This window comes from Sphingobium sp. LB126 (assembly GCF_002795205.1).
Taxonomy (GTDB): domain Bacteria; phylum Pseudomonadota; class Alphaproteobacteria; order Sphingomonadales; family Sphingomonadaceae; genus Sphingobium; species Sphingobium chungbukense.
Genome location: NZ_NETV01000001.1, coordinates 2139774 through 2159437 on the forward strand (window position 1 = coordinate 2139774; position 19664 = coordinate 2159437).

The 19664-nt window shown below is 63.2% G+C and carries 28 protein-coding genes; 27 read left to right on the forward strand and 1 reads right to left on the reverse strand.

Annotated elements, in window-relative coordinates:
- Positions 1–14: 14 nt before the first annotated feature.
- Complete coding sequence (locus tag CAF53_RS10420; RefSeq protein ID WP_100238019.1) at positions 15–2318, reverse strand: bifunctional diguanylate cyclase/phosphodiesterase; 2304 nt, start codon at positions 2316–2318, stop codon at positions 15–17.
- A 357-nt stretch (positions 2319–2675) separates the two neighbouring features.
- Between CAF53_RS10420 and rpsL the strand changes: the two genes are divergently transcribed.
- The 27 genes from rpsL to CAF53_RS10555 all read left to right on the forward strand — a co-directional run bounded on the left by rpsL (position 2676) and on the right by CAF53_RS10555 (position 19663).
- Complete coding sequence (rpsL, locus tag CAF53_RS10425; protein WP_007686591.1) at positions 2676–3047, forward strand: 30S ribosomal protein S12; 372 nt, start codon at positions 2676–2678, stop codon at positions 3045–3047.
- A gap of 13 nt (positions 3048–3060) precedes the next feature.
- On the forward strand, positions 3061–3531 hold the full coding sequence (rpsG, locus tag CAF53_RS10430; RefSeq protein ID WP_037464411.1) for a 30S ribosomal protein S7: 471 nt from the start codon (positions 3061–3063) through the stop codon (positions 3529–3531).
- A gap of 153 nt (positions 3532–3684) precedes the next feature.
- On the forward strand, positions 3685–5757 hold the full coding sequence (fusA, locus tag CAF53_RS10435) for an elongation factor G (RefSeq protein ID WP_046761682.1): 2073 nt from the start codon (positions 3685–3687) through the stop codon (positions 5755–5757).
- A 134-nt stretch (positions 5758–5891) separates the two neighbouring features.
- The gene (tuf, locus tag CAF53_RS10440; RefSeq protein WP_046761681.1) at positions 5892–7082 is read left to right on the forward strand and encodes an elongation factor Tu; all 1191 of its coding nucleotides are present in this window, start codon (positions 5892–5894) and stop codon (positions 7080–7082) included.
- A 208-nt stretch (positions 7083–7290) separates the two neighbouring features.
- A complete protein-coding gene (gene rpsJ, locus CAF53_RS10445; RefSeq protein ID WP_007686587.1) occupies positions 7291–7599 on the forward strand; it encodes a 30S ribosomal protein S10 in 309 nt (102 codons plus the stop codon).
- 288 nt (positions 7600–7887) lie between these two features.
- Positions 7888–8643, forward strand: coding sequence for a 50S ribosomal protein L3 (gene rplC, locus CAF53_RS10450; protein ID WP_100238020.1), 756 nt, complete (start codon positions 7888–7890; stop codon positions 8641–8643).
- A gap of 3 nt (positions 8644–8646) precedes the next feature.
- Complete coding sequence (rplD, locus tag CAF53_RS10455) at positions 8647–9270, forward strand: 50S ribosomal protein L4 (protein WP_046761679.1); 624 nt, start codon at positions 8647–8649, stop codon at positions 9268–9270.
- Positions 9263–9580 carry a 50S ribosomal protein L23 gene (locus CAF53_RS10460; RefSeq protein ID WP_100238021.1) on the forward strand — a complete coding sequence of 106 codons (318 nt, stop codon included), beginning with the start codon at positions 9263–9265 and terminating at the stop codon, positions 9578–9580. Before rplD ends, CAF53_RS10460 begins: the two co-directional genes overlap by 8 nt.
- 2 nt (positions 9581–9582) lie before the next feature.
- Positions 9583–10419 carry a 50S ribosomal protein L2 gene (gene rplB, locus CAF53_RS10465; protein ID WP_046761677.1) on the forward strand — a complete coding sequence of 279 codons (837 nt, stop codon included), beginning with the start codon at positions 9583–9585 and terminating at the stop codon, positions 10417–10419.
- A gap of 5 nt (positions 10420–10424) precedes the next feature.
- Complete coding sequence (gene rpsS, locus CAF53_RS10470) at positions 10425–10703, forward strand: 30S ribosomal protein S19 (protein WP_046761676.1); 279 nt, start codon at positions 10425–10427, stop codon at positions 10701–10703.
- Entirely contained in the window at positions 10703–11089 is a 387-nt protein-coding gene (gene rplV / locus CAF53_RS10475) for a 50S ribosomal protein L22 (protein ID WP_021239759.1), read from the forward strand. The genes rpsS and rplV overlap by 1 nt, the downstream gene beginning before the upstream one ends.
- 4 nt (positions 11090–11093) lie before the next feature.
- On the forward strand, positions 11094–11789 hold the full coding sequence (gene rpsC / locus CAF53_RS10480; protein WP_021239758.1) for a 30S ribosomal protein S3: 696 nt from the start codon (positions 11094–11096) through the stop codon (positions 11787–11789).
- Positions 11790–11810: 21 nt separating this feature from the next.
- Positions 11811–12242 carry a 50S ribosomal protein L16 gene (gene rplP, locus CAF53_RS10485; RefSeq protein WP_007686573.1) on the forward strand — a complete coding sequence of 144 codons (432 nt, stop codon included), beginning with the start codon at positions 11811–11813 and terminating at the stop codon, positions 12240–12242.
- 3 nt (positions 12243–12245) lie between these two features.
- Positions 12246–12449, forward strand: a complete 204-nt coding sequence (gene rpmC, locus CAF53_RS10490) for a 50S ribosomal protein L29 (RefSeq protein WP_100238022.1) — start codon at positions 12246–12248, stop codon at positions 12447–12449.
- A 14-nt stretch (positions 12450–12463) separates the two neighbouring features.
- Positions 12464–12727: a 30S ribosomal protein S17 gene (gene rpsQ / locus CAF53_RS10495; protein ID WP_006960320.1), complete on the forward strand. Its 264-nt coding sequence runs from the start codon at positions 12464–12466 to the stop codon at positions 12725–12727.
- 176 nt (positions 12728–12903) lie between these two features.
- A complete protein-coding gene (gene rplN / locus CAF53_RS10500; protein ID WP_007686569.1) occupies positions 12904–13272 on the forward strand; it encodes a 50S ribosomal protein L14 in 369 nt (122 codons plus the stop codon).
- Positions 13272–13583 (forward strand): 50S ribosomal protein L24, encoded by a 312-nt coding sequence (rplX, locus tag CAF53_RS10505; protein ID WP_046761674.1) that lies wholly within the window; start codon positions 13272–13274, stop codon positions 13581–13583. The genes rplN and rplX overlap by 1 nt, the downstream gene beginning before the upstream one ends.
- Positions 13583–14155 (forward strand): 50S ribosomal protein L5, encoded by a 573-nt coding sequence (rplE, locus tag CAF53_RS10510; RefSeq protein ID WP_046761673.1) that lies wholly within the window; start codon positions 13583–13585, stop codon positions 14153–14155. The genes rplX and rplE overlap by 1 nt, the downstream gene beginning before the upstream one ends.
- A gap of 67 nt (positions 14156–14222) precedes the next feature.
- Positions 14223–14528 carry a 30S ribosomal protein S14 gene (gene rpsN / locus CAF53_RS10515; RefSeq protein WP_007707881.1) on the forward strand — a complete coding sequence of 102 codons (306 nt, stop codon included), beginning with the start codon at positions 14223–14225 and terminating at the stop codon, positions 14526–14528.
- 12 nt (positions 14529–14540) lie between these two features.
- Positions 14541–14936 carry a 30S ribosomal protein S8 gene (rpsH, locus tag CAF53_RS10520; RefSeq protein ID WP_046761672.1) on the forward strand — a complete coding sequence of 132 codons (396 nt, stop codon included), beginning with the start codon at positions 14541–14543 and terminating at the stop codon, positions 14934–14936.
- Positions 14936–15469 carry a 50S ribosomal protein L6 gene (gene rplF, locus CAF53_RS10525; RefSeq protein WP_046761671.1) on the forward strand — a complete coding sequence of 178 codons (534 nt, stop codon included), beginning with the start codon at positions 14936–14938 and terminating at the stop codon, positions 15467–15469. Before rpsH ends, rplF begins: the two co-directional genes overlap by 1 nt.
- Before the next feature lies 1 nt (position 15470).
- Positions 15471–15836, forward strand: a complete 366-nt coding sequence (rplR, locus tag CAF53_RS10530) for a 50S ribosomal protein L18 (protein ID WP_046761670.1) — start codon at positions 15471–15473, stop codon at positions 15834–15836.
- Between the two features lie 2 nt (positions 15837–15838).
- A complete protein-coding gene (gene rpsE / locus CAF53_RS10535) occupies positions 15839–16546 on the forward strand; it encodes a 30S ribosomal protein S5 (protein ID WP_046761669.1) in 708 nt (235 codons plus the stop codon).
- 6 nt (positions 16547–16552) lie between these two features.
- Positions 16553–16732, forward strand: a complete 180-nt coding sequence (gene rpmD / locus CAF53_RS10540) for a 50S ribosomal protein L30 (RefSeq protein WP_046761668.1) — start codon at positions 16553–16555, stop codon at positions 16730–16732.
- Between the two features lie 137 nt (positions 16733–16869).
- Positions 16870–17406: a 50S ribosomal protein L15 gene (gene rplO, locus CAF53_RS10545; protein ID WP_046761667.1), complete on the forward strand. Its 537-nt coding sequence runs from the start codon at positions 16870–16872 to the stop codon at positions 17404–17406.
- A 190-nt stretch (positions 17407–17596) separates the two neighbouring features.
- Positions 17597–18961 (forward strand): preprotein translocase subunit SecY, encoded by a 1365-nt coding sequence (gene secY, locus CAF53_RS10550; protein ID WP_046761666.1) that lies wholly within the window; start codon positions 17597–17599, stop codon positions 18959–18961.
- Between the two features lie 45 nt (positions 18962–19006).
- Positions 19007–19663: an adenylate kinase gene (locus tag CAF53_RS10555; RefSeq protein WP_046761665.1), complete on the forward strand. Its 657-nt coding sequence runs from the start codon at positions 19007–19009 to the stop codon at positions 19661–19663.
- Position 19664: the final 1 nt, after the last annotated feature.

Consider the following 19664-nt stretch of genomic DNA (forward strand, 5'->3'; position numbering starts at 1 on the left):
CTTGCGCGGGATTGCTATGCGGGGCGGACCGCCTTCGCCGACGGGCTCAGTCCCAGCATTTCGGGCACTTGCGACGCGGGTGCAGCCGCGCCGAAATGGAAGCCCTGACCGAAATGGCAGCCGCCCGCGCGCAGATAGTCGAGTTGGCGCACATTCTCGACGCCTTCGGCCACGGTGCGGATACCCAGGCTATAGGCGAGGTTGAGCACCGTCCGTACGATCGCGGCGTCATCGGGATCGGTTTCCAGATCGCGCACGAAGCACTGGTCGATCTTGATGATGTCGATCGGGAACTGCTTGAGGTGCGACAGGGAGGCATAGCCCGTTCCGAAATCATCGAGCGCGATCGAGACGCCCGCCGCGCTCAGGCGATGCAGGCTGCGTTCCACCACTTCGGCATTGCGGCCGAGGAAGACGGATTCGGTGACCTCCAGCTCGATCCGGTTGGGCGGGACGCCCGTGGCTTCCAGCGCGTCGAGCAGCCGGTCGGGGAAGCTGCCGTCATGCAGTTCGACACCGGGCACGTTGATCGCGACATGGCCGAAATCTAGGCCCTGGTCCTGCCACATGCGGCAATCGGCCAGCACCTGGGCCAGCATCCGTTCGGTAATCACGCGACCCAGTTCGGAATGTTCGAAGGCGGCGGCGATCTCGCCCGGCATGATGATCGATCCGTTCGGGCGGACGCAGCGCAGCAGCGCTTCGAACCCGATGACCCGGTTCGTGGAGAGGTCAACCTTGGGCTGATACCAGGGTGCGGGCGGAGCGTGGACCAGCGCGTCGCGCGCGCGTTCCAGCATCCGCGCATCGCGCTGCCAGCGCACCAGCAGGCCCGGTTCGAAGAGGCAGGCCCGGCCCCGGCCGCCGTTTTTCGCTTCATAGAGAGCGATGTCGGCATGTTTCATGAGGTCGGCCATGTTGCCCGCATGTTCGGGGAACAGCGCGACCCCCATGGAGACGCGGCAGTCGATGTCACGGGTGCCGTGGCTGAGCGGCTGGTGGAGCTGCTCGGTCATGCGCGCCAATATGGCATCGAGGTCGGACGCGATACGCAGCCGGGTCAGCAGCACCGCGAATTCGTCGCCACCCATGCGCGCGACCAGATCGCCGGGCCGCACCGCATCGCGGAGCCGTTCGGCGACGGCGCAGAGCAGGGCGTCGCCCGCATCATGGCCGGCGCTGTCGTTGATCCGTTTGAATTCGTCGACATCGATCAGCACGACGGCCATCTGCCCGCCCGAACGGCTGGTGGCGGCGGAGGCCTGGGTCAGCATCGCCATGAAATGCGACCGGTTGGCAAGGCCGGTCAGCGCGTCTGTCATGGCCAGATGGGCGAGATGACGCTCCGCCTCCTTGCGGGCGGTGATGTCGACGATGCTGGAGAGGATGCAATCCTCCCCCCCGATCACGATCGGGCGGGAGGCCAGCAGCACATCATGCACGGCGCCGTCGCCACTGACGATGCGGCATTCGAGATTGTCGACTTCCTGTCCGGCGGCGATGCGGTCGCGCAGGTTCGTCCCACAGCCCGATGGTGGCCCGGCGCCTTCTTCGCTCAGCAACGGGACGCTTGAAAGGTCGCCATAGGCGCCGAAAGTGCGGACGGCTGCGTCGTTGAAGCGCACGACCGAACCGTCCGGCCGCGTCACGAGCAGCGGGATCGGCACGCTCAGGAACATGCGCTCCAGCGTCTCGCTATTGGCGGCGAGCGCGGTGCGGGCGGTCTGGGCCATCTGGCTTGCCGTCCATTCCTTGCGCTGGAGCCGGTTGGTTCGCGCGATCGCCATGCACATGCCGCAATGCAGGATCAGCACCGCCATGATCATGCCGGGCGCCGTGGGCGCGAAGGGGGCCGGGGCGAGATAGCCGACCAGCAGCAGCCCCGCGCAGCCCAGCCCGCCGCCGACATTGCCACGGAAGCTGGTGGGCACCACCAGATAGAAGATCAGCGGCAGCATCACGAGGACGAAGATCGCGATGTCGCTGCGCGAGGAAACGAGGAATGCGACACCGATGGCCGTCACGAGTTGCCAGGCGAAACAGATCCGCTCCACCGCCCGGAAATTGACCATATGGCGGGACAAGGACAGGCAGACGAGCGACCAGAGGACCACCGCGGTGCGAGCGGGAACGGCGATCCAGAAATGCGGCGTGCCGGCAAAGCGCCAGTCGCTGAAGAGGAAGAGGGCGTTGAGGATTGCCGACAGCAGGAAAAGCAACCGGGCGTGGCGTTGCGACTCGGGCAGTCGGTCGGCCTGGAAGGCGGCCTCCATGTCCGGGGCGTTGAATTCGCCGGTGATTGTTGAAAGCTGGGTCACATTCCATCCAAGCGCGCACCGTCGTGGCGGCATCGGTCCAGAATAGCTTCCCTGTTCTTATCAATTCCCTAACCCTGCCTTCACCATGTCGGACCGGGGACGGAACGAGTGCGGCCGGCACCGTCCTTGACCCACCGGGCAGGCATCGTTATAGGCGCGCCTGCTCAAAGGTCCGGGATGGATGGATTCGTCTGCCCAGAAACGGTCCTTGGGGCGCCAGAGCTGAACATTGCCGGTGCTCTTGCGGCTCCGGGCGGGTTTCCGCCGGGGCCTTTGCTGTTTGGAAGCGATTCGCTTTTTCAGGCTGCATGGAACGCGGGAATGCAGGTAAAGTAACTGAAAAAGGTGAAGGGCTTCATGCCAACGATCAACCAGCTGGTCCGCAAGGGCCGCGAGCTGCAGAAGACCAAGTCGAAGGTCCCTGCAATGGAAGCGAACCCGCAGAAGCGCGGCGTTTGCACCCGTGTCTACACGACGACCCCGAAGAAGCCGAACTCGGCACTTCGCAAGGTGGCGAAGGTGCGTCTGGTCAACCAGCGCGAAGTCATCACCTATATTCCCGGTGAAGGCCACAACCTTCAGGAGCACAGCGTCGTGCTGATCCGCGGCGGCCGCGTGCGCGACCTTCCCGGTGTGCGCTATCACGTGCTGCGCGGCGTTCTGGATACCCAGGGCGTCAAGGACCGTAAGCAGAGCCGTTCGAAGTACGGCGCGAAGCGTCCGAAGTAAGGGAGACTAGAATATGTCACGTCGTCGTCGCCCCGAAAAGCGCGTTATCCTGCCCGATCCCAAGTTCGGCGATATCGTGCTGTCGAAGTTCATGAACAGCATCATGCAGGACGGCAAGAAGGCCGTCGCCGAGTCCATCGTGTACGGTGCGCTCGAAACCGTCGAGACGAAGTCCAAGAAGGACCCGATCGCGATGTTCCATGACGCGCTGAACAATGTGAAGCCCGGCATCGAAGTCCGCAGCCGCCGCGTCGGCGGTGCGACCTATCAGGTCCCGGTCGAAGTGCGTCCCGAGCGCGCCCAGGCTCTGGCCATCCGCTGGCTGATCACGGCTTCGCGCAACCGCAGCGAAACCACCATGGCCGCCCGCCTGTCGGGTGAGCTGCTGGATGCCGCCAACAACCGCGGCAATGCCGTCAAGAAGCGCGAAGACACGCACCGCATGGCGGAAGCGAACCGCGCCTTCTCGCACTACCGCTGGTAATTCAGGGCGGGCGCTCAGGTGCCCGCCTTGTCATTTCAGGTTTCGAAGATCGGTCCGTTCGCCGTGGGGCTACCCATGGCGGACGGATTGGTTTAGGGGCCAGCCGCAAGACTCATTCACTCACCGCCGGCGCGCCGGCAACGGAGACGCATCATGGCCCGCAGCCATCCGCTCGAACGCTATCGCAATTTCGGTATCATGGCGCATATCGACGCCGGCAAGACCACCACGACCGAGCGCATCCTTTATTATACCGGCAAGTCCTACAAGATCGGCGAAGTCCATGAAGGCGCCGCCACCATGGACTGGATGGAGCAGGAGCAGGAGCGTGGCATCACCATCACCTCCGCGGCCACGACCTGCTTCTGGAAGGACCACCGCCTCAACATCATCGACACCCCCGGCCACGTCGACTTCACCATCGAAGTCGAGCGTTCGCTGCGCGTGCTCGACGGTGCGGTTGCCGCTTTCGACGGCGTCGCGGGCGTTGAGCCGCAGTCGGAAACCGTGTGGCGTCAGGCGGACAAGTACAAGGTCCCGCGGATGTGCTACATCAACAAGCTCGACCGCACCGGCGCCAATTTCTATTATTGCGTGCAGACCATCATCGACCGTCTGGGCGCCACTCCGGCCGTTCTCTATCTCCCCATCGGCGCGGAATCGGACTTTGTGGGTCTGGTCGACCTGGTGCACGACCGCGCCATCATCTGGAAGGATGAGAGCCTGGGTGCCGAGTTCGAATATATCGACATCCCGGCTGACCTCGCCGACAAGGCCGCCGAATATCGCGAAAAGCTGATCGAACTTGCCGTCGAGCAGGATGATGCCGCGATGGAAGCCTATCTGGAAGGCAATCTGCCCGACGTCGATACGCTCAAGAAGCTGATCCGCAAGGGTACGCTGGGTCATGCGTTCGTGCCGGTGCTGTGCGGTTCGTCGTTCAAGAACAAGGGCGTGCAGGCGCTGCTCGACGCAGTGGTCGACTATCTCCCTTCGCCGCTCGACATCGAAGATGTGCAGGGCATCAACCCGAACACCGAAGAGCCCGATAGCCGCGCCACGGCGGACGACGCGCCCTTCTCGGGCCTGGCGTTCAAGATCATGAACGACCCGTTCGTCGGTTCGCTGACCTTCCTGCGCATCTATTCGGGCACGCTGACCAAGGGCACGTACCTGAACTCGGTCAAGGACAAGAAGGAAAAGATCGGCCGCATGCTGCTGATGCATGCCAACAGCCGCGAAGATATCGACACCGCCTATGCCGGCGACATCGTCGCGCTGGCCGGCATGAAGGAAACCACCACCGGCGATACGCTGTGCGCCGAGCGCCAGCCGATCATCCTGGAGCGGATGGAATTCCCCGAGCCGGTCATCGAACTGTCGGTGGAGCCCAAGACCAAGGCCGACCAGGAAAAGATGGGCGTCGCGCTCAACCGCCTGGCCGCCGAGGACCCGTCCTTCCGCGTCACGACCGATCACGAGTCGGGCCAGACCATCATCAAGGGCATGGGCGAACTGCACCTCGAAATCCTGGTCGACCGCATGAAGCGCGAGTTCAAGGTCGAGGCGAATGTCGGTGCGCCGCAGGTGGCCTATCGCGAGTATCTCAAGAAGCCGGTCGACATCGACTATACCCACAAGAAGCAGTCGGGCGGCACCGGCCAGTTCGGCCGCATCAAGGTGAAGCTGACGCCGGGCGAGCGCGGCGCTGGCATCATCTTCAAGGACGAGATCAAGGGCGGCAACATTCCGAAGGAATATATCCCCGCCATTGAGAAGGGCATGCGCGAAACGGCGGCCACCGGCTCGCTCATCGGCTTCCCGATCATCGACTTCGAAATCCTGCTCTATGACGGCGCCTATCATGACGTCGACTCGTCGGCGCTGGCGTTCGAAATCACCGGCCGCGCCGCCATGCGCGAAGCGGCGCAGAAGTCGGGTATCACCCTGCTCGAGCCGGTCATGAAGGTCGAGGTCGTCACTCCGGAGGAATATCTGGGCGACGTCATCGGCGACATGAACAGCCGTCGTGGTCAGATCCAGGGCACCGATACCCGCGGCAACGCGCAGGTCGTCGAGGCGATGGTTCCGCTGGCCAACATGTTCGGCTACGTGAACTCGCTGCGGTCCTTCACGCAGGGTCGTGCGAACTATTCGATGATCTTCTCGCACTATGACGAAGTGCCGCAGAATGTGGCGGACGAGGTCAAGGCGAAGATGGCCTGAAGAATCCCGTGACCGAACCGGGCAACCGGTTCGGTTAGGGCTGGTAATCTGTAAATTTGCTGCTATGGACGCGCCTTCGCGAGGCGCGGCCGAGCGGTCAGACCAAAGCTGATTTGATTAGAAGGTAGGATAAAATGGCTAAGGCTAAGTTTGAGCGGAACAAGCCGCACTGCAACATCGGCACCATCGGTCACGTCGACCATGGCAAGACCTCGCTGACCGCGGCGATCACCAAGGTGCTCGCCGAAACCGGCGGCGCGACCTTCGTCGACTATGCCAACATCGACAAGGCTCCCGAAGAGCGCGAACGCGGCATCACCATCTCGACCGCGCACGTCGAGTATGAGACCGAAGCCCGTCACTACGCGCACGTCGACTGCCCGGGTCACGCCGACTACGTCAAGAACATGATCACCGGTGCGGCCCAGATGGACGGCGCGATCCTCGTCGTTTCGGCCACCGACGGCCCGATGCCGCAGACCCGTGAGCACATCCTGCTCGCCCGCCAGGTCGGCGTCCCGCAGCTCGTCGTGTTCATGAACAAGGTCGACCTCGTCGACGATCCGGAAATCCTGGAACTGGTCGAGCTGGAAATCCGCGAACTGCTGAGCAGCTATGACTTCGACGGCGACAACATCCCCGTCATCCCCGGCTCGGCCGTCAAGGCGCTGGATGGCACGAACGACGAAATCGGCAAGAACGCCGTTCTGAAGCTGATGGAAGCGGTCGACACCTTCATTCCGCAGCCGGAGCGTCCGATCGACAAGCCGTTCCTGATGCCGATCGAAGACGTGTTCTCGATCTCGGGCCGCGGCACCGTCGTGACCGGCCGCGTCGAAACCGGCATCGTCAAGGTTGGTGAAGAAGTCGAAATCGTCGGCATCAAGGACACCCGCAAGACCACCGTCACCGGCGTGGAAATGTTCCGCAAGCTGCTCGACGAAGGTCGTGCGGGCGACAATATCGGTGCGCTGATCCGTGGCGTGGGCCGTGAAGAAGTCGAGCGCGGTCAGGTTCTGGCCAAGCCCGGCACCATCACCCCGCACACCGAGTTCGACGCGGAAGTCTACGTCCTGTCGAAGGAAGAAGGCGGCCGTCACACCCCGTTCTTCGCGAACTATCGTCCGCAGTTCTACTTCCGCACCACCGACGTGACCGGCGAAGTGATCCTGCCCGAGGGCACCGAGATGGTCATGCCCGGCGACAATGTGAAGCTCGGCGTCAAGCTGATCGCCCCGATCGCCATGGACCAGGGTCTGCGCTTCGCGATCCGTGAAGGCGGCCGGACCGTCGGCGCAGGGGTTGTCGGCACGATCTCGAAGTAATATAGGACCGCAGCGGCGCGAATCGCCTGATTCGCGCCGCTGAGGATTTTAACCGCCCCGGATCGCCTTTCTCCGGCTCGACTGAGCTAGAAGGGCCAGAAACGGGGCGGTAAATTTTTGTTGGCGCATTTTCACAAGTCATCGGCTGCTCCGGCTGATTTTTGAAAATGCTCTGAGTTTTTGGCTCTTTCGCATCGGTACAGGAACAATGGACAGCAACATCCGCATTCGCCTCAAGGCGTTCGATCATCGCGTGCTTGATCAGGCGACCGGCGACATCGCCGACACCGCCCGCCGCACTGGCGCCCTTATTCGCGGTCCGATTCCCCTTCCGACGCGCATCGAAAAGTTCACGGTCAACCGTGGTCCGCACATCGACAAGAAGTCGCGCGAGCAGTTCGAGGTCCGCACCTACAAGCGTATGCTTGACATTGTGCAGCCGACGCCGCAGACGGTCGACGCGCTGATGAAGCTGGACCTGGCTGCCGGCGTGAACGTCGAGATCAAGCTGGCCTAAGCTGGCAAGTCCCTGCTTTCCGTAAGGAGGGCAGGGTATCGGGCATTCTGGCCACTCTATTTTGGGCTGGCCGGAAGCTCAAACGACACAAGGGATACCGCACGGCCCGCCGGTGAACCGGCCAAGGCTCGTGGTCCTGGTCCCCCGTCGCCTTTCCCTGGCGGGATCGGCATCCAACCCGGACGGGGTGATTGTTATGCATGGGTTGGCCGCGAGGGAGAGATCCTGAGCGGTTTTTTCGTTGGATACGCCCGCTGCTACAGCGGGCCTCTATGGGAGTAATCAGTGATGCGCACAGGCGTGATCGCTAAGAAAGTCGGGATGACCCGTCTGTTCCAGGAGGACGGACGTCATATTCCGGTTACGGTTCTTGCCCTTGAGGGCAATCAGGTCGTGGCCCGCAAGGAAGTTGAGCGTGACGGCTATGTCGCGGTGCAGCTGGGTGCGGGCGTCGCGAAGGTCAAGAATGTCGCCAAGCCGCAGCGCGGCCACTTCGCCAAGGCGCAGGTGGAGCCGAAGGCGCGTCTGGTCGAATTCCGTGTCGCCGAGGACGCGCTCCTCGATGTCGGCGCCGAGATCGCGGCCGATCACTTCATCGCCGGCCAGCTGGTCGACGTCGCCGGTCACACCCAGGGTAAGGGTTTCGCCGGTGCCATGAAGCGCTGGGGCTTCGGCGGTATGCGCGCCACCCACGGCGTGTCCATCAGCCACCGTGCCCATGGTTCGACCGGTAACCGTCAGGATCCGGGCCGCGTCTTCAAGAACAAGAAGATGGCGGGTCACATGGGTGACCGCGAGCGCACGCAGCAGAATCTCGAAATCGTCCGCACGGATGTCGAGCGTGGCCTGCTGTTCGTCAAGGGCAGCGTTCCCGGTGCCAAGGGCACCTGGCTGACCGTCAGCGACGCCGTCAAGGTGAAGCGTCCGGCCGATGCGCCCTATCCGGCGAGCCTCAAGGCTGCCGCCAACAGCAACAACGCTCCGGCCGAAACGCCCGCTGAAGAAGCGGCTGCTCCCGAAGCGACCGAAGGCCAGGAGGGCTAATCCATGAAGGTCAATGTACAGACCCTCGATGCCGCAGCCGCCGGCGAGCTGGAGCTGAACGATGCCGTGTTCGGTATCGAGCCCCGCACCGACATTCTGCACCGCGTCGTCACCTGGCAGCTCGAAAAGCGCCGGGCTCCGACCCGCGCTACCCGTGAGCGTTCGGACGTTGCCCGCACCGGCAAGAAGTTCGGCCGCCAGAAGGGTGGCGGCACGGCTCGTCACGGCGATCGCCGCGCTCCCGTCTTCATCGGCGGTGGTAAGGCTCACGGCGCCCGCGCCCGCACCTTCGGTCACGACCTCAACAAGAAGGTTCGTGCGCTCGGCCTGAAAATGGCCCTGTCGTCGAAGGCCAAGAGCGGTTCGCTGATCGTTCTCGACAATCTCGACGTGGCGGAAGGCAAGACCAAGGCTCTGGTCGCGCACCTCGCCAAGCTGAACCTCAACAAGGCACTGTTCATCGACGGCGACGCGGTGAATGTCAGCTTCGCGAAGGCTTCGGCCAACATCATCGGCGTGAACCTGCTGCCGGCCGTTGGCGCCAACGTTTACGACATACTGAAGGCCGACTCGCTGGTGCTGACCCGCGCCGCGGTCGAAAAGCTGGAGGCCCGTTTCAATGGCTAAGAAGGAAGCGACCACCGTCGACAACCGTCACTATGACGTCGTCGTCGCGCCGGTCATCACCGAGAAGTCGACACTTCTCTCCGAGAACAACGCCGTGGTCTTCAAGGTCGCCAATGACGCCTCCAAGCCGGAGATCAAGGCCGCCGTCGAAGCGATCTGGGGCGTGAACGTCAAGAGCGTGAACACGCTGGTCGCCAAGGGCAAGACCAAGAAGTGGAAGGGCAAGCCCTACACCCGCTCGGACGTGAAGAAGGCGATCGTTCGTCTGGCCGACGGCCAGTCGATCGACATCACCGAAGGAGTGCGCTGATCATGGCGCTGAAGACTTATAACCCGACCAGCCCCGCCCAGCGCGGCCTGATCCTGGTCGACCGTTCCGGTCTGCACAAGGGCAAGCCCGTCAAGGCGCTGACCGAAGGCAAGCGCAAGACCGGCGGCCGCAACAACAAGGGTCATGTGACCTCGCGCGGCATCGCCGGCGGTCACAAGCAGCGTTACCGCATCATCGACTTCAAGCGTCGTCTGTGGGACGTGGAAGGTACGGTCGAGCGTCTGGAATATGACCCGAACCGCACCGCCTTCATCGCGCTGGTCAACTATCCCGACGGCACCCAGGCCTATATCCTGGCGCCGCAGCGTCTGGCGCCCGGCGACAAGGTCGTCGCGGGCAAGAAGACCGACGTGAAGCCGGGCAACGCGATGGAACTGGGCCAGATGCCGGTCGGCACCATCATCCACAATATCGAGATGAAGCCGGGCAAGGGCGGTCAGCTCTGCCGTTCGGCGGGCACCTATGCCCAGCTCGTCGGTCGCGATCGCGGCATGGTGATGGTCCGCCTGTCCTCGGGCGAGCAGCGCTACATCCGTTCGGACTGCATGGGCACCGTCGGTGCCGTGTCGAACCCGGACAATGCCAACACCAACCTTGCCAAGGCCGGCCGCAACCGCTGGCTCGGCAAGCGTCCGCTGACGCGCGGTGTGGCTAAGAACCCGGTCGATCACCCGCATGGCGGTGGTGAAGGCCGGACCTCGGGCGGCCGTCATCCGGTCACGCCCTGGGGCAAGCCGACCAAGGGTGCGCGCACCCGCCACAACAAGGCGACGGACAAGTTCATCATCCGTAGCCGCCACGCGAAGAAGAAGAGGTAAGCGAGATGGCTCGTTCCGTCTGGAAAGGTCCGTTCGTGGACCTCAGCCTTCTGAAGAAGGCGGAAACCGCGCAGGACGCCGGTGGCCGTTCGGGTCCGATCAAGACCTGGTCGCGCCGTTCCACCATCCTGCCGCAGTTCGTTGGCCTGACGTTCAACGTCTATAACGGCCGCAAGCATGTTCCGGTCTCCGTGAACGAGGAGATGGTGGGTCACAAGCTGGGCGAATTCGCCCCGACCCGCTACTTCCCCGGCCACGCCGCCGACAAGAAGGGCAAGCGCTGATGAGCAAGGAAAAGGCTCCCCGTCGCGTCGCCGACAATGAGGCGCTGGCCGTTGGCACGCAGATCCGTGGTTCGGCCCAGAAGCTGAACCTGGTTGCCACGCTCATCCGCGGCCGCAAGGTCGAGGATGCGCTGAACATCCTCGCCTTCTCGAAGAAGGCGATGGCGGTCGACGTGCGCAAGGTGCTGGCTTCGGCCATCGCCAATGCGGAAAACAACCACAATCTGGACGTCGACGCGCTGGTCGTCGCGGAAGCATCGGTGGGCAAGAGCTTCACCATGAAGCGCTTCCACGCCCGCGGCCGCGGCAAGTCGACCCGGATCCTGAAGCCCTTCAGCCGCGTCCGCATCGTCGTTCGCGAAGCAGCTGAAGAAGCGGAGGCGTAAGACTATGGGTCACAAGAGCAATCCGATCGGTCTGCGCCTGCAGATCAACCGTACCTGGGACAGCCGCTGGTTCGCGGAAGGCGCCGATTACGGCCGCCTGCTGCTGGAGGATCTGAAGATCCGCCAGTATATCATGAAGAACCTGCCGCAGGCCGCGATCTCCAAGGTCGTGATCGAGCGTCCCGCCAAGCTGTGCCGCGTGTCGATCTACGCTGCCCGTCCCGGTGTCATCATCGGCAAGAAGGGCGCGGACATCGAGAAGCTGCGCAAGAAGCTGGGCAGCCTGACCTCTTCGGACGTCAGCCTGAACATCGTCGAAATCCGCAAGCCGGAAATCGACTCCAAGCTTGTGGCGCAGGGCATTGCCGATCAGCTGGAGCGCCGCGTGGCGTTCCGCCGTGCCATGAAGCGCGCGGTGCAGTCGGCCCTGCGTCTCGGCGCGGAAGGCATCAAGATCACCTGCGGCGGCCGTCTGGGCGGCGCGGAGATCGCGCGCGTCGAATGGTATCGCGAAGGCCGCGTTCCGCTGCACACGCTGCGCGCGAACGTCGACTATGCCGAAGCTGAAGCCCACACCGCCTATGGCGTGTGCGGCATCAAGGTCTGGATCTTCAAGGGCGAAATCCTTGGTCACGATCCGATGGCTACCGACCGGCTGATGCTGGAGGCTCAGACCTCCGGCGTGCGCCCGGCGCGCTGAGAATAAGGTAGGTATAGCGTCATGCTGCAACCGAAAAAAATGAAGTTCCGCAAGACCTTCAAGGGCCGGATCAAGGGCGACGCCAAGGGCGGTTCGGCTTTGAACTTCGGCGCCTATGGTCTGAAGGCTCTGGAACCCGAGCGCGTCACCGCACGCCAGATCGAAGCGGCCCGCCGCGCGATCCAGCGCCACCTTCGCCGTCAGGGCCGTCTGTGGATCCGCGTATTCCCCGACGTGCCGGTTTCCAAGAAGCCCGCCGAAGTCCGTCAGGGTAAGGGTAAGGGTTCGGTCGAATATTGGGCAGCTCGCGTCAAGCCGGGCCGCATCCTGTTCGAACTGGACGGCGTTCCCGGCCCGCTCGCAGCAGAGGCTTTCTCGCGCGCCGCGATGAAGCTGCCGATCAAGACGAAGGTTGTCGCTCGCCTCGGCGACACCTCCCACCTGGAGGGTTAATCCGTGGCGAATGTAGCTGACCTCAAGACCAAGTCGGACGACGAGCTGTCGACCGAACTGAACAACCTGAAGCGCGAGCAGTTCAACCTGCGTTTCCAGGCGGCCACCAACCAGCTCGAAAAGCCGAGCCGGGTGAAGGAAGTCCGCCGCTCGATCGCGCAGATCAAGACCCTTCAGTCCGAGCGTTCGCGCTCGGCTGCGAAGTAAGAAGGAAACACACGATGCCCAAGCGCGTGCTGACGGGAACGGTGGTTTCCGACAAGACCGACAAGACGGTGGTGGTTCGCGTGGAGCGCAAGGTTAAGCATGCGCTCTACGGCAAGATCATCCGCCGCTCGAAGAAGTACCATGCCCATGACGAGGGCAATGTCTACAAGGAAGGCGAAACGGTCCGCATCGAGGAGACCGCTCCGATTTCCAAGCTCAAGACCTGGAAGGTCATCGAGCGCGTGGACACCCATAAGTCGCCGGAGACGGCCGCTTAAGGGAGGCTCGCTGAGCCTTAGGTAAAAAATGCGGCGCGGGGCTGGCCTTTTCCTTTTGGAAAGGGTACAGGCCCGCGCTTCGCGTAGAGTCAAATGGCTCGCCTAGGGCTCTAGGCAACGAAATTCGGAACCGCCGGGAATTGCCCCGGTAGGCCAAATAAGAAGGAACCGGATCCATGATCCAGATGCAATCCAATCTTGACGTCGCTGACAACAGCGGCGCCAAGCGCGTCCAGTGCATCAAGGTGCTGGGCGGCTCGAAGCGTCGCTTCGCGAGCGTGGGCGACATCATCGTCGTCTCGATCAAGGAAGCTGCGCCTCGTGGCAAGGTGAAGAAGGGTGACGTGCATCGCGCCGTCATCGTGCGCACCGCCAAGGACGTGCGTCGCGCTGATGGCAGCGTGATTCGCTTCGACGGCAATGCCGCTGTGCTCATCAACAAGAACGAGGAGCCGATCGGCACCCGTATCTTTGGCCCCGTCGTTCGCGAACTGCGCGCCAAGAAGCACATGAAGATCATCTCGCTCGCCCCCGAGGTGCTGTAATGAGCGCTGCCAAGATCAAGAAGGGCGACAAGGTCGTCATCCTGGCCGGCAAGGACAAGGGCCGCACCGGCGCCGTCCTGCAGGTGCTGCCGAAGGCCGACAAGGTCCTCGTCGAAGGCATCAACGTGCATGCGAAGCATCGCAAGCCCGACCAGGCGAACCCGCAGGGTGGCATCGAGCGCAAGCCCGCGCCGCTCCACATTTCGAACGTCGCTGTCGCCGACAAGGATGGCAAGCCGACCCGCGTCCGTTTCGAGGATCGCGACGGCAAGAAGGTCCGCGTCGCCGTCAAGTCCGGTGAGGTGCTGTAATGAGCGACAAGTATATCCCGCGCTCGAAGTCGCTCTATGACGCCGAAATCGCCAAGGCGATGACCGAGAAGTTCGGTTACGAGAACGTCATGCAGGTTCCCAAGATCGAGAAGATCACGCTCAACATGGGCGTGGGCGAAGCGACCCAGGACAAGAAGAAGGTCACGCAGGCCGCGGAAGAGATGGAACTGATCGCTGGTCAGAAGCCCGTCATCACCAAGGCTCGCAAGTCGATCGCGCAGTTCAAGCTGCGTGAGGGCATGCCGATCGGGGCCAAGGTCACGCTGCGCCGCGAGCGCATGTACGAATTCCTTGATCGCCTGATCAACATCGCTCTGCCGCGCGTGCGCGACTTCCGTGGCCTGAACCCCAAGAGCTTCGACGGCCGCGGCAACTATGCCTTCGGCATCAAGGAGCAGCTGATCTTCCCGGAGATCAACTATGACCGCATCGACAAGGTGCGCGGCATGGACATCATCGTCACCACCACGGCGAAGACGGACGAGGAAGCGCGCGAACTGCTGCGTCTCTTCGGCTTCCCCTTCCCGCTCGAAGAGAAGCAGGCGGCCTGAAGCCCTTTTTAGGGAATCTGGCCCCGCTTCTCTCCCAACGCTTAAGCTAAGGAAGAGAACTTAAGTCATGGCGAAACTGAGTTCGATCAACAAGAACGAGCGCCGCAAGAAGCTGGTGAAGAAATATGCCGGCCGCTATGCGAAGCTCAAGGCGATCGCGAATGATACCGCGGCCGATGACAGCGATCGTCTGATCGCGCGTCTGAAGATGGCGGAGATCCCCCGCAACGGCAACCCGACCCGCGTTCGGAACCGCTGCGAGCTGACGGGGCGTCCCCGCGCTTATTACCGCAAATTCCGTCTCTGCCGCGTGCAGCTGCGTGATCTGGCCAACAAGGGCCTGATCCCCGGCGTCACCAAGTCGAGCTGGTAAGGATCATTTGAGATGGCATTGACCGATCCCCTGGGTGATATGCTCACCCGCATCCGCAACGGGCAGCAGGCGAAGAAGGACAGCGTGATGTCCCCCGCTTCGAAGCTGCGCGCCCGCGTGCTCGACGTGCTGCAGCGCGAAGGTTACATCCGTGGCTATTCCGAGGAACTGCTCGGCAAGCATGCTGGCCTGCGCATCGAGCTGAAATATTTCGAAGGCCAGCCGGCGATCAAGCATGTCGCCCGCGTGTCGAAGCCGGGCCGCCGCGTCTATTCGGGTTCCAAGGAACTGCCGGTTATCCGCAATGGCCTGGGCATCACCATTGTCTCGACGCCTCGCGGCGTTCTGTCCGACGCCGAAGCGCGTGAGCAGAATGTCGGCGGCGAAGTGCTGGCGGAGGTGTTCTGATGAGCCGTACTGGTAAGAAGCCGGTTGCCGTCCCCGCGGGCGTCACGGCGTCGATCGAAGGCGGTCAGCTGTCGGTGAAGGGGCCCAAGGGCACCCTGTCGCTGCCGCTGGCCGACGAAGTCACCTACAGCATCGAAGACGGTGTGATCGCGGTGAAGCCTGCCAATGACAGCAAGCGCGCCCGCGCTTTCTGGGGCATGCAGCGCACGCTGGTCGCCAACCTGATCACGGGCGTGACCGAGGGCTACACCAAGAAGCTGCTGATCACCGGCGTCGGTTATCGTGCGGACGCCAAGGGCAAGGTTCTGAACCTGAAGCTCGGCTATTCGCATGACGTCGACTTCGACGTGCCGGAAGGCATCGAGATCAAGACCCCGGATAACACCACGGTCGAGATCAGCGGCATCGACAAGCAGAAGGTGGGTCAGGTTGCCGCCGAGATCCGCCGCTGGCGCAAGCCCGAACCCTATAAGGGCAAGGGTATCAAGTACGCCGGCGAGTTCATCTTCCGCAAGGAAGGGAAGAAGAAGTAAGATGGCAAAGCTTTCCCTCTTCGCGCGGCGTCGTCGCCGCGTCCGCACCGCGCTCAAGGCTGTTTCGGGCACCCGTCCGCGCCTCAGCGTCCACCGTTCGGGCCGTCACATCTACGCCCAGGTCATCGACGACGCGCAGGGCAAGACCCTGGCGTCGGCTTCGACCCTGGACAAGGATGTGGGTGCCAAGGCTCTGGGCAAGACCGGCGCCTCTTCCGAAGCCGCTGCCGAAGTCGGCAAGCGCGTCGCCGCTGCGGCGACCGCTGCCGGCGTCACCCAGGTCGTGTTCGACCGTGGTGGCTTCCTGTTCCATGGCCGCGTCAAGGCGCTGGCCGATGCGGCCCGTGAAGCCGGGCTGGAGTTCTGATCATGGCTGAAGAAAACACCATTGAAGCCGGCGCACCGACCGAGGGCGTCGAGGCTCAGACCGAAGGTCGGGGTCCCGGCCGTGGCCGTGGTCGTGGCGGCGATCGCAACCGTGGCGAGCGTGGCGGCCGTGGCCGTCGCGACGACCGTCGCGGCAACCGCGACGAGGAGCAGGGCGAAGAGCTGATCGAGAAGCTGGTTCACATCAACCGCGTCTCGAAGACCGTCAAGGGCGGTAAGCGCTTCGGTTTCGCCGCTCTGGTCGTCGTCGGCGACGGCAAGGGCCGTGCCGGCTTCGGCCATGGCAAGGCGCGCGAAGTGCCTGAAGCCATCAGTAAGGCGACCGCTTCGGCCAAGAAGGCGATGGTTCGCGTTCCGCTGAAGGAAGGCCGCACGCTGCATCATGATGGCCTCGGCCATTTCGGTGCGGGCAAGGTGACGGTCCGTTCGGCGCCTGCCGGTACGGGCATCATCGCCGGCGGTCCGATGCGCGCCGTGTTCGAAAGCCTCGGCGTCGCGGACGTCGTGACCAAGTCCAACGGCACGTCGAACCCCTATAACATGATCCGGGCGACCTTCGCGGCGCTGGGTGAACAGGTCAGCCCGAAGGCGGTTGCGCAGCGTCGTGGCAAGAAGGTCGCCGACCTTCTGCGTCGCGGTGGCGCCTCGGCTGAAGTCGCGCAGGCTGACGCCGAAGCGATTGCGGAGTAAGACATCATGGCGAAGATCAAGATCAAGCAGATCGGTTCGCCGATCCGTCGCCCCGAAGCCCAGAAGAAGATTCTGATCGGCCTCGGCCTTGGCAAGATGAACCGCGTCGTGGAGCTGGAAGACACGGCGGAAGTCCGCGGTGCCATCGCCAAGCTGCCGCACATGGTGGCCGTGGTCGAAGGCTGAGCCTTCCGATCATGACGGAATGAAGCGGAAGAGGGGGCAACCCCTCTTTCGTATTTTGGGAAAGGGCGCTAATGGCGTGCCCTCTTTTAGTTGTCCCAGATGGGACTGCGCGAACATAGCGAAAGCGAGTGCAAACAATGACGAAGCTCAACGAACTCAATGACAATGCCGGTGCCCGCAAGGGCCGGATGCGCGTCGGCCGTGGTATCGGCTCGGGCAAGGGCAAGACCGCCGGTCGCGGCCAGAAGGGTGCCAAGGCGCGTTCGGGCGTTGCCATCAACGGCTTCGAGGGTGGCCAGATGCCGCTCCACATGCGTCTGCCGAAGCGCGGCTTCAACAACATCTTCGCCAAGGATTACGCGATCGTGAACCTGGGCGCGGTGCAGAAGGCGATCGACGCCGGCAAGCTGGACGCCAATGCGACCATCGACCATGCGGCGCTGAAGGCCGCTGCCCTGGCCCGTGGCGGCAAGGACGGCGTGCGCCTGCTCGCCAAGGGCGATCTGACCGCGAAGGTCAGCTTCCTGGTCGCTGGCGCCTCCAAGGGCGCCGTCGAGGCGGTCGAGAAGGCTGGCGGCAAGGTCGATGTGATCGAGGTGGTTCCAGCGGCTGAAAAGGCCAAGGCGAAGAAGGGCACCGCCCTTGCGGCCAAGAAGGCCGCAGCGAAGGCCTGATTTCGGTCTACCCACTCTTGCAAGCATGGCCCCGCTGCCCGATATGGGTAAGCGGGGCCATGTGCATCAGGGGCTTTTTCGTCGCATCGGCGGCAATATCCGGTTCGACAGCGCCCCATCGCCCCGCTAAGGGGTTAGCGATTCCGCTCCGGGCGCGTGTCCCGGCTAGATGTTTTGAAGGGCAGCCAAGATGGCATCGAGAGCCGACCAGCTCGCATCCAATCTCAGCCTGGCGAAGTTCAGCCAGGCGACCGACCTCAAGAAGCGCCTGTGGTTCACGCTGGGCGCGCTGATCGTCTTCCGCTTCCTCAGCTTCGTGCCGCTGCCGGGGGTCGATCCGACCGCCCTGTCGCAGCTCTACAAGCAGACGAACGGAGGCATCCTCGACATCTTCAACACCTTCTCGGGCGGTTCGCTTTCGCGCATGAGCCTGATCGCGCTCGGCGTGATGCCCTACATCACCGCCTCGATCGTGGTGCAGCTCGCCGCCTCCCTCTCGCCGCAGCTTGCCGCGATCAAGAAGGAAGGCGAAAGCGGGCGCAAGAAGCTGAACCAATATACCCGCTACGGCACGGTCGGCCTGACCGCGGTGCAGGGCTATTTCATCGCCGTCGGCCTTGAAAGCTTCGGCGCGCAATCGGGCGTGCAGGCGGTGGTCGATCCGGGCATCCTGTTCCGCGTCGCGGCGGTGATTTCGCTGATCGGCGGCACCATGTTCCTGATGTGGCTGGGTGAGCAGATCACCTCGCGCGGCATCGGCAATGGCGTCTCGCTCATCATCATGGCGGGTATCGTCGCCCAGTTGCCGGTGACGCTCAGCAATCTGTTCAAGTCGAGCAGCACGGGTGCGATTTCGGGCCTCATCATCTTCCTGGTGATCGTGCTGGGCTTTGGTCTGATCGCCTTCATCTGCTTCATGGAGCGGGCGCAGCGCCGGGTGCTGATTCAATATCCCAAGCGGCAGACGCGTCAGGGCCTGATGCAGGCCGACCGCAGCCATCTGCCGCTGAAGGTCAACACCGCGGGGGTGATCCCGCCGATCTTCGCCAGCTCGCTGCTGCTGATGCCGCTCACCGTGTCGCAGTTCGCTGGGCAGACCGTTGCGGGCGAGAGCAAGCTGGGCGATTTCGTGCTGACGCTGAACCAGTATCTGTCGCACGGCAGCCCGGTCTATATGGCGCTCTATGGCCTCGGCATCGTCTTCTTCTGCTTCTTCTACACCGCCGTGGTGTTCAATCCGGAAGAGACGGCGGATAACCTCAAGCGCAATGGCGGGTTCATTCCGGGCATCCGTCCGGGCAAGAACACCGAAAATTATCTGGATTATGTGCTGACCCGGATCACGGTGATCGGCGCGGCCTATCTGGCCTTCATCTGCCTGGTGCCCGAATTCGTGATCGCCCGGGCGGGGATTCCCTTCTACCTTGGTGGGACTAGCCTATTGATCGTCGTCAATGTTACGGTCGATACCGTGACGCAGATTCAGAGCCACCTGCTCGCCCATCAATATGGGGATCTGATCAAGAAGGCGAAGCTGAAGGGGCGCCTGCGCTAGGGCGCAGGGCAGTCAAAGCGCGAAGAACAGGGGAGAATGCGCGACATGAATATCATATTGCTCGGCCCTCCGGGTGCCGGCAAGGGAACCCAGGCGACTCGTCTGGTGGACAGCCGGGGCATGGTGCAACTGTCGACGGGCGACATGCTCCGCGCGGCGGTGAAGGCCGGGACGCCGATCGGCCTCAAGGCCAAGGCCGTGATGGAAGCGGGCGAACTGGTGTCGGACGAGATCGTGTCGGGCATCATCGGCGAGGCGCTGGACGCGCTGGCGCCGGAAACCGGCGTGATCTTCGACGGCTATCCGCGGACGGAGGCGCAGGCCCATTCGCTCGATAGCATCCTGTCGGACCGCAATCGCACGCTCGACCATGTGATCGAGCTGGAAGTGAACGAGGACGCGCTGGTCGAGCGCATCACCGGCCGCTTTACCTGTGCGACCTGCGGCGAGGGCTATCACGACAGGTTCAAGACGCCGAAGGTCGAGGGCAGCTGCGACAAATGCGGTGGTCATGAATTCAAGCGCCGTCCGGACGACAATGAGGAAACCGTGCGCACCCGCATGGCCGAATATCGTGCCAAGACCGCGCCGATCCTGCCGATCTACGAAGCGCGCGGCATCGTGTCGCGGGTCGACGGCATGGCCGACATGGACGATGTGACGGTCGAGATCGCCGCCATCTTGGACGGCAAGGGCGCCTGAG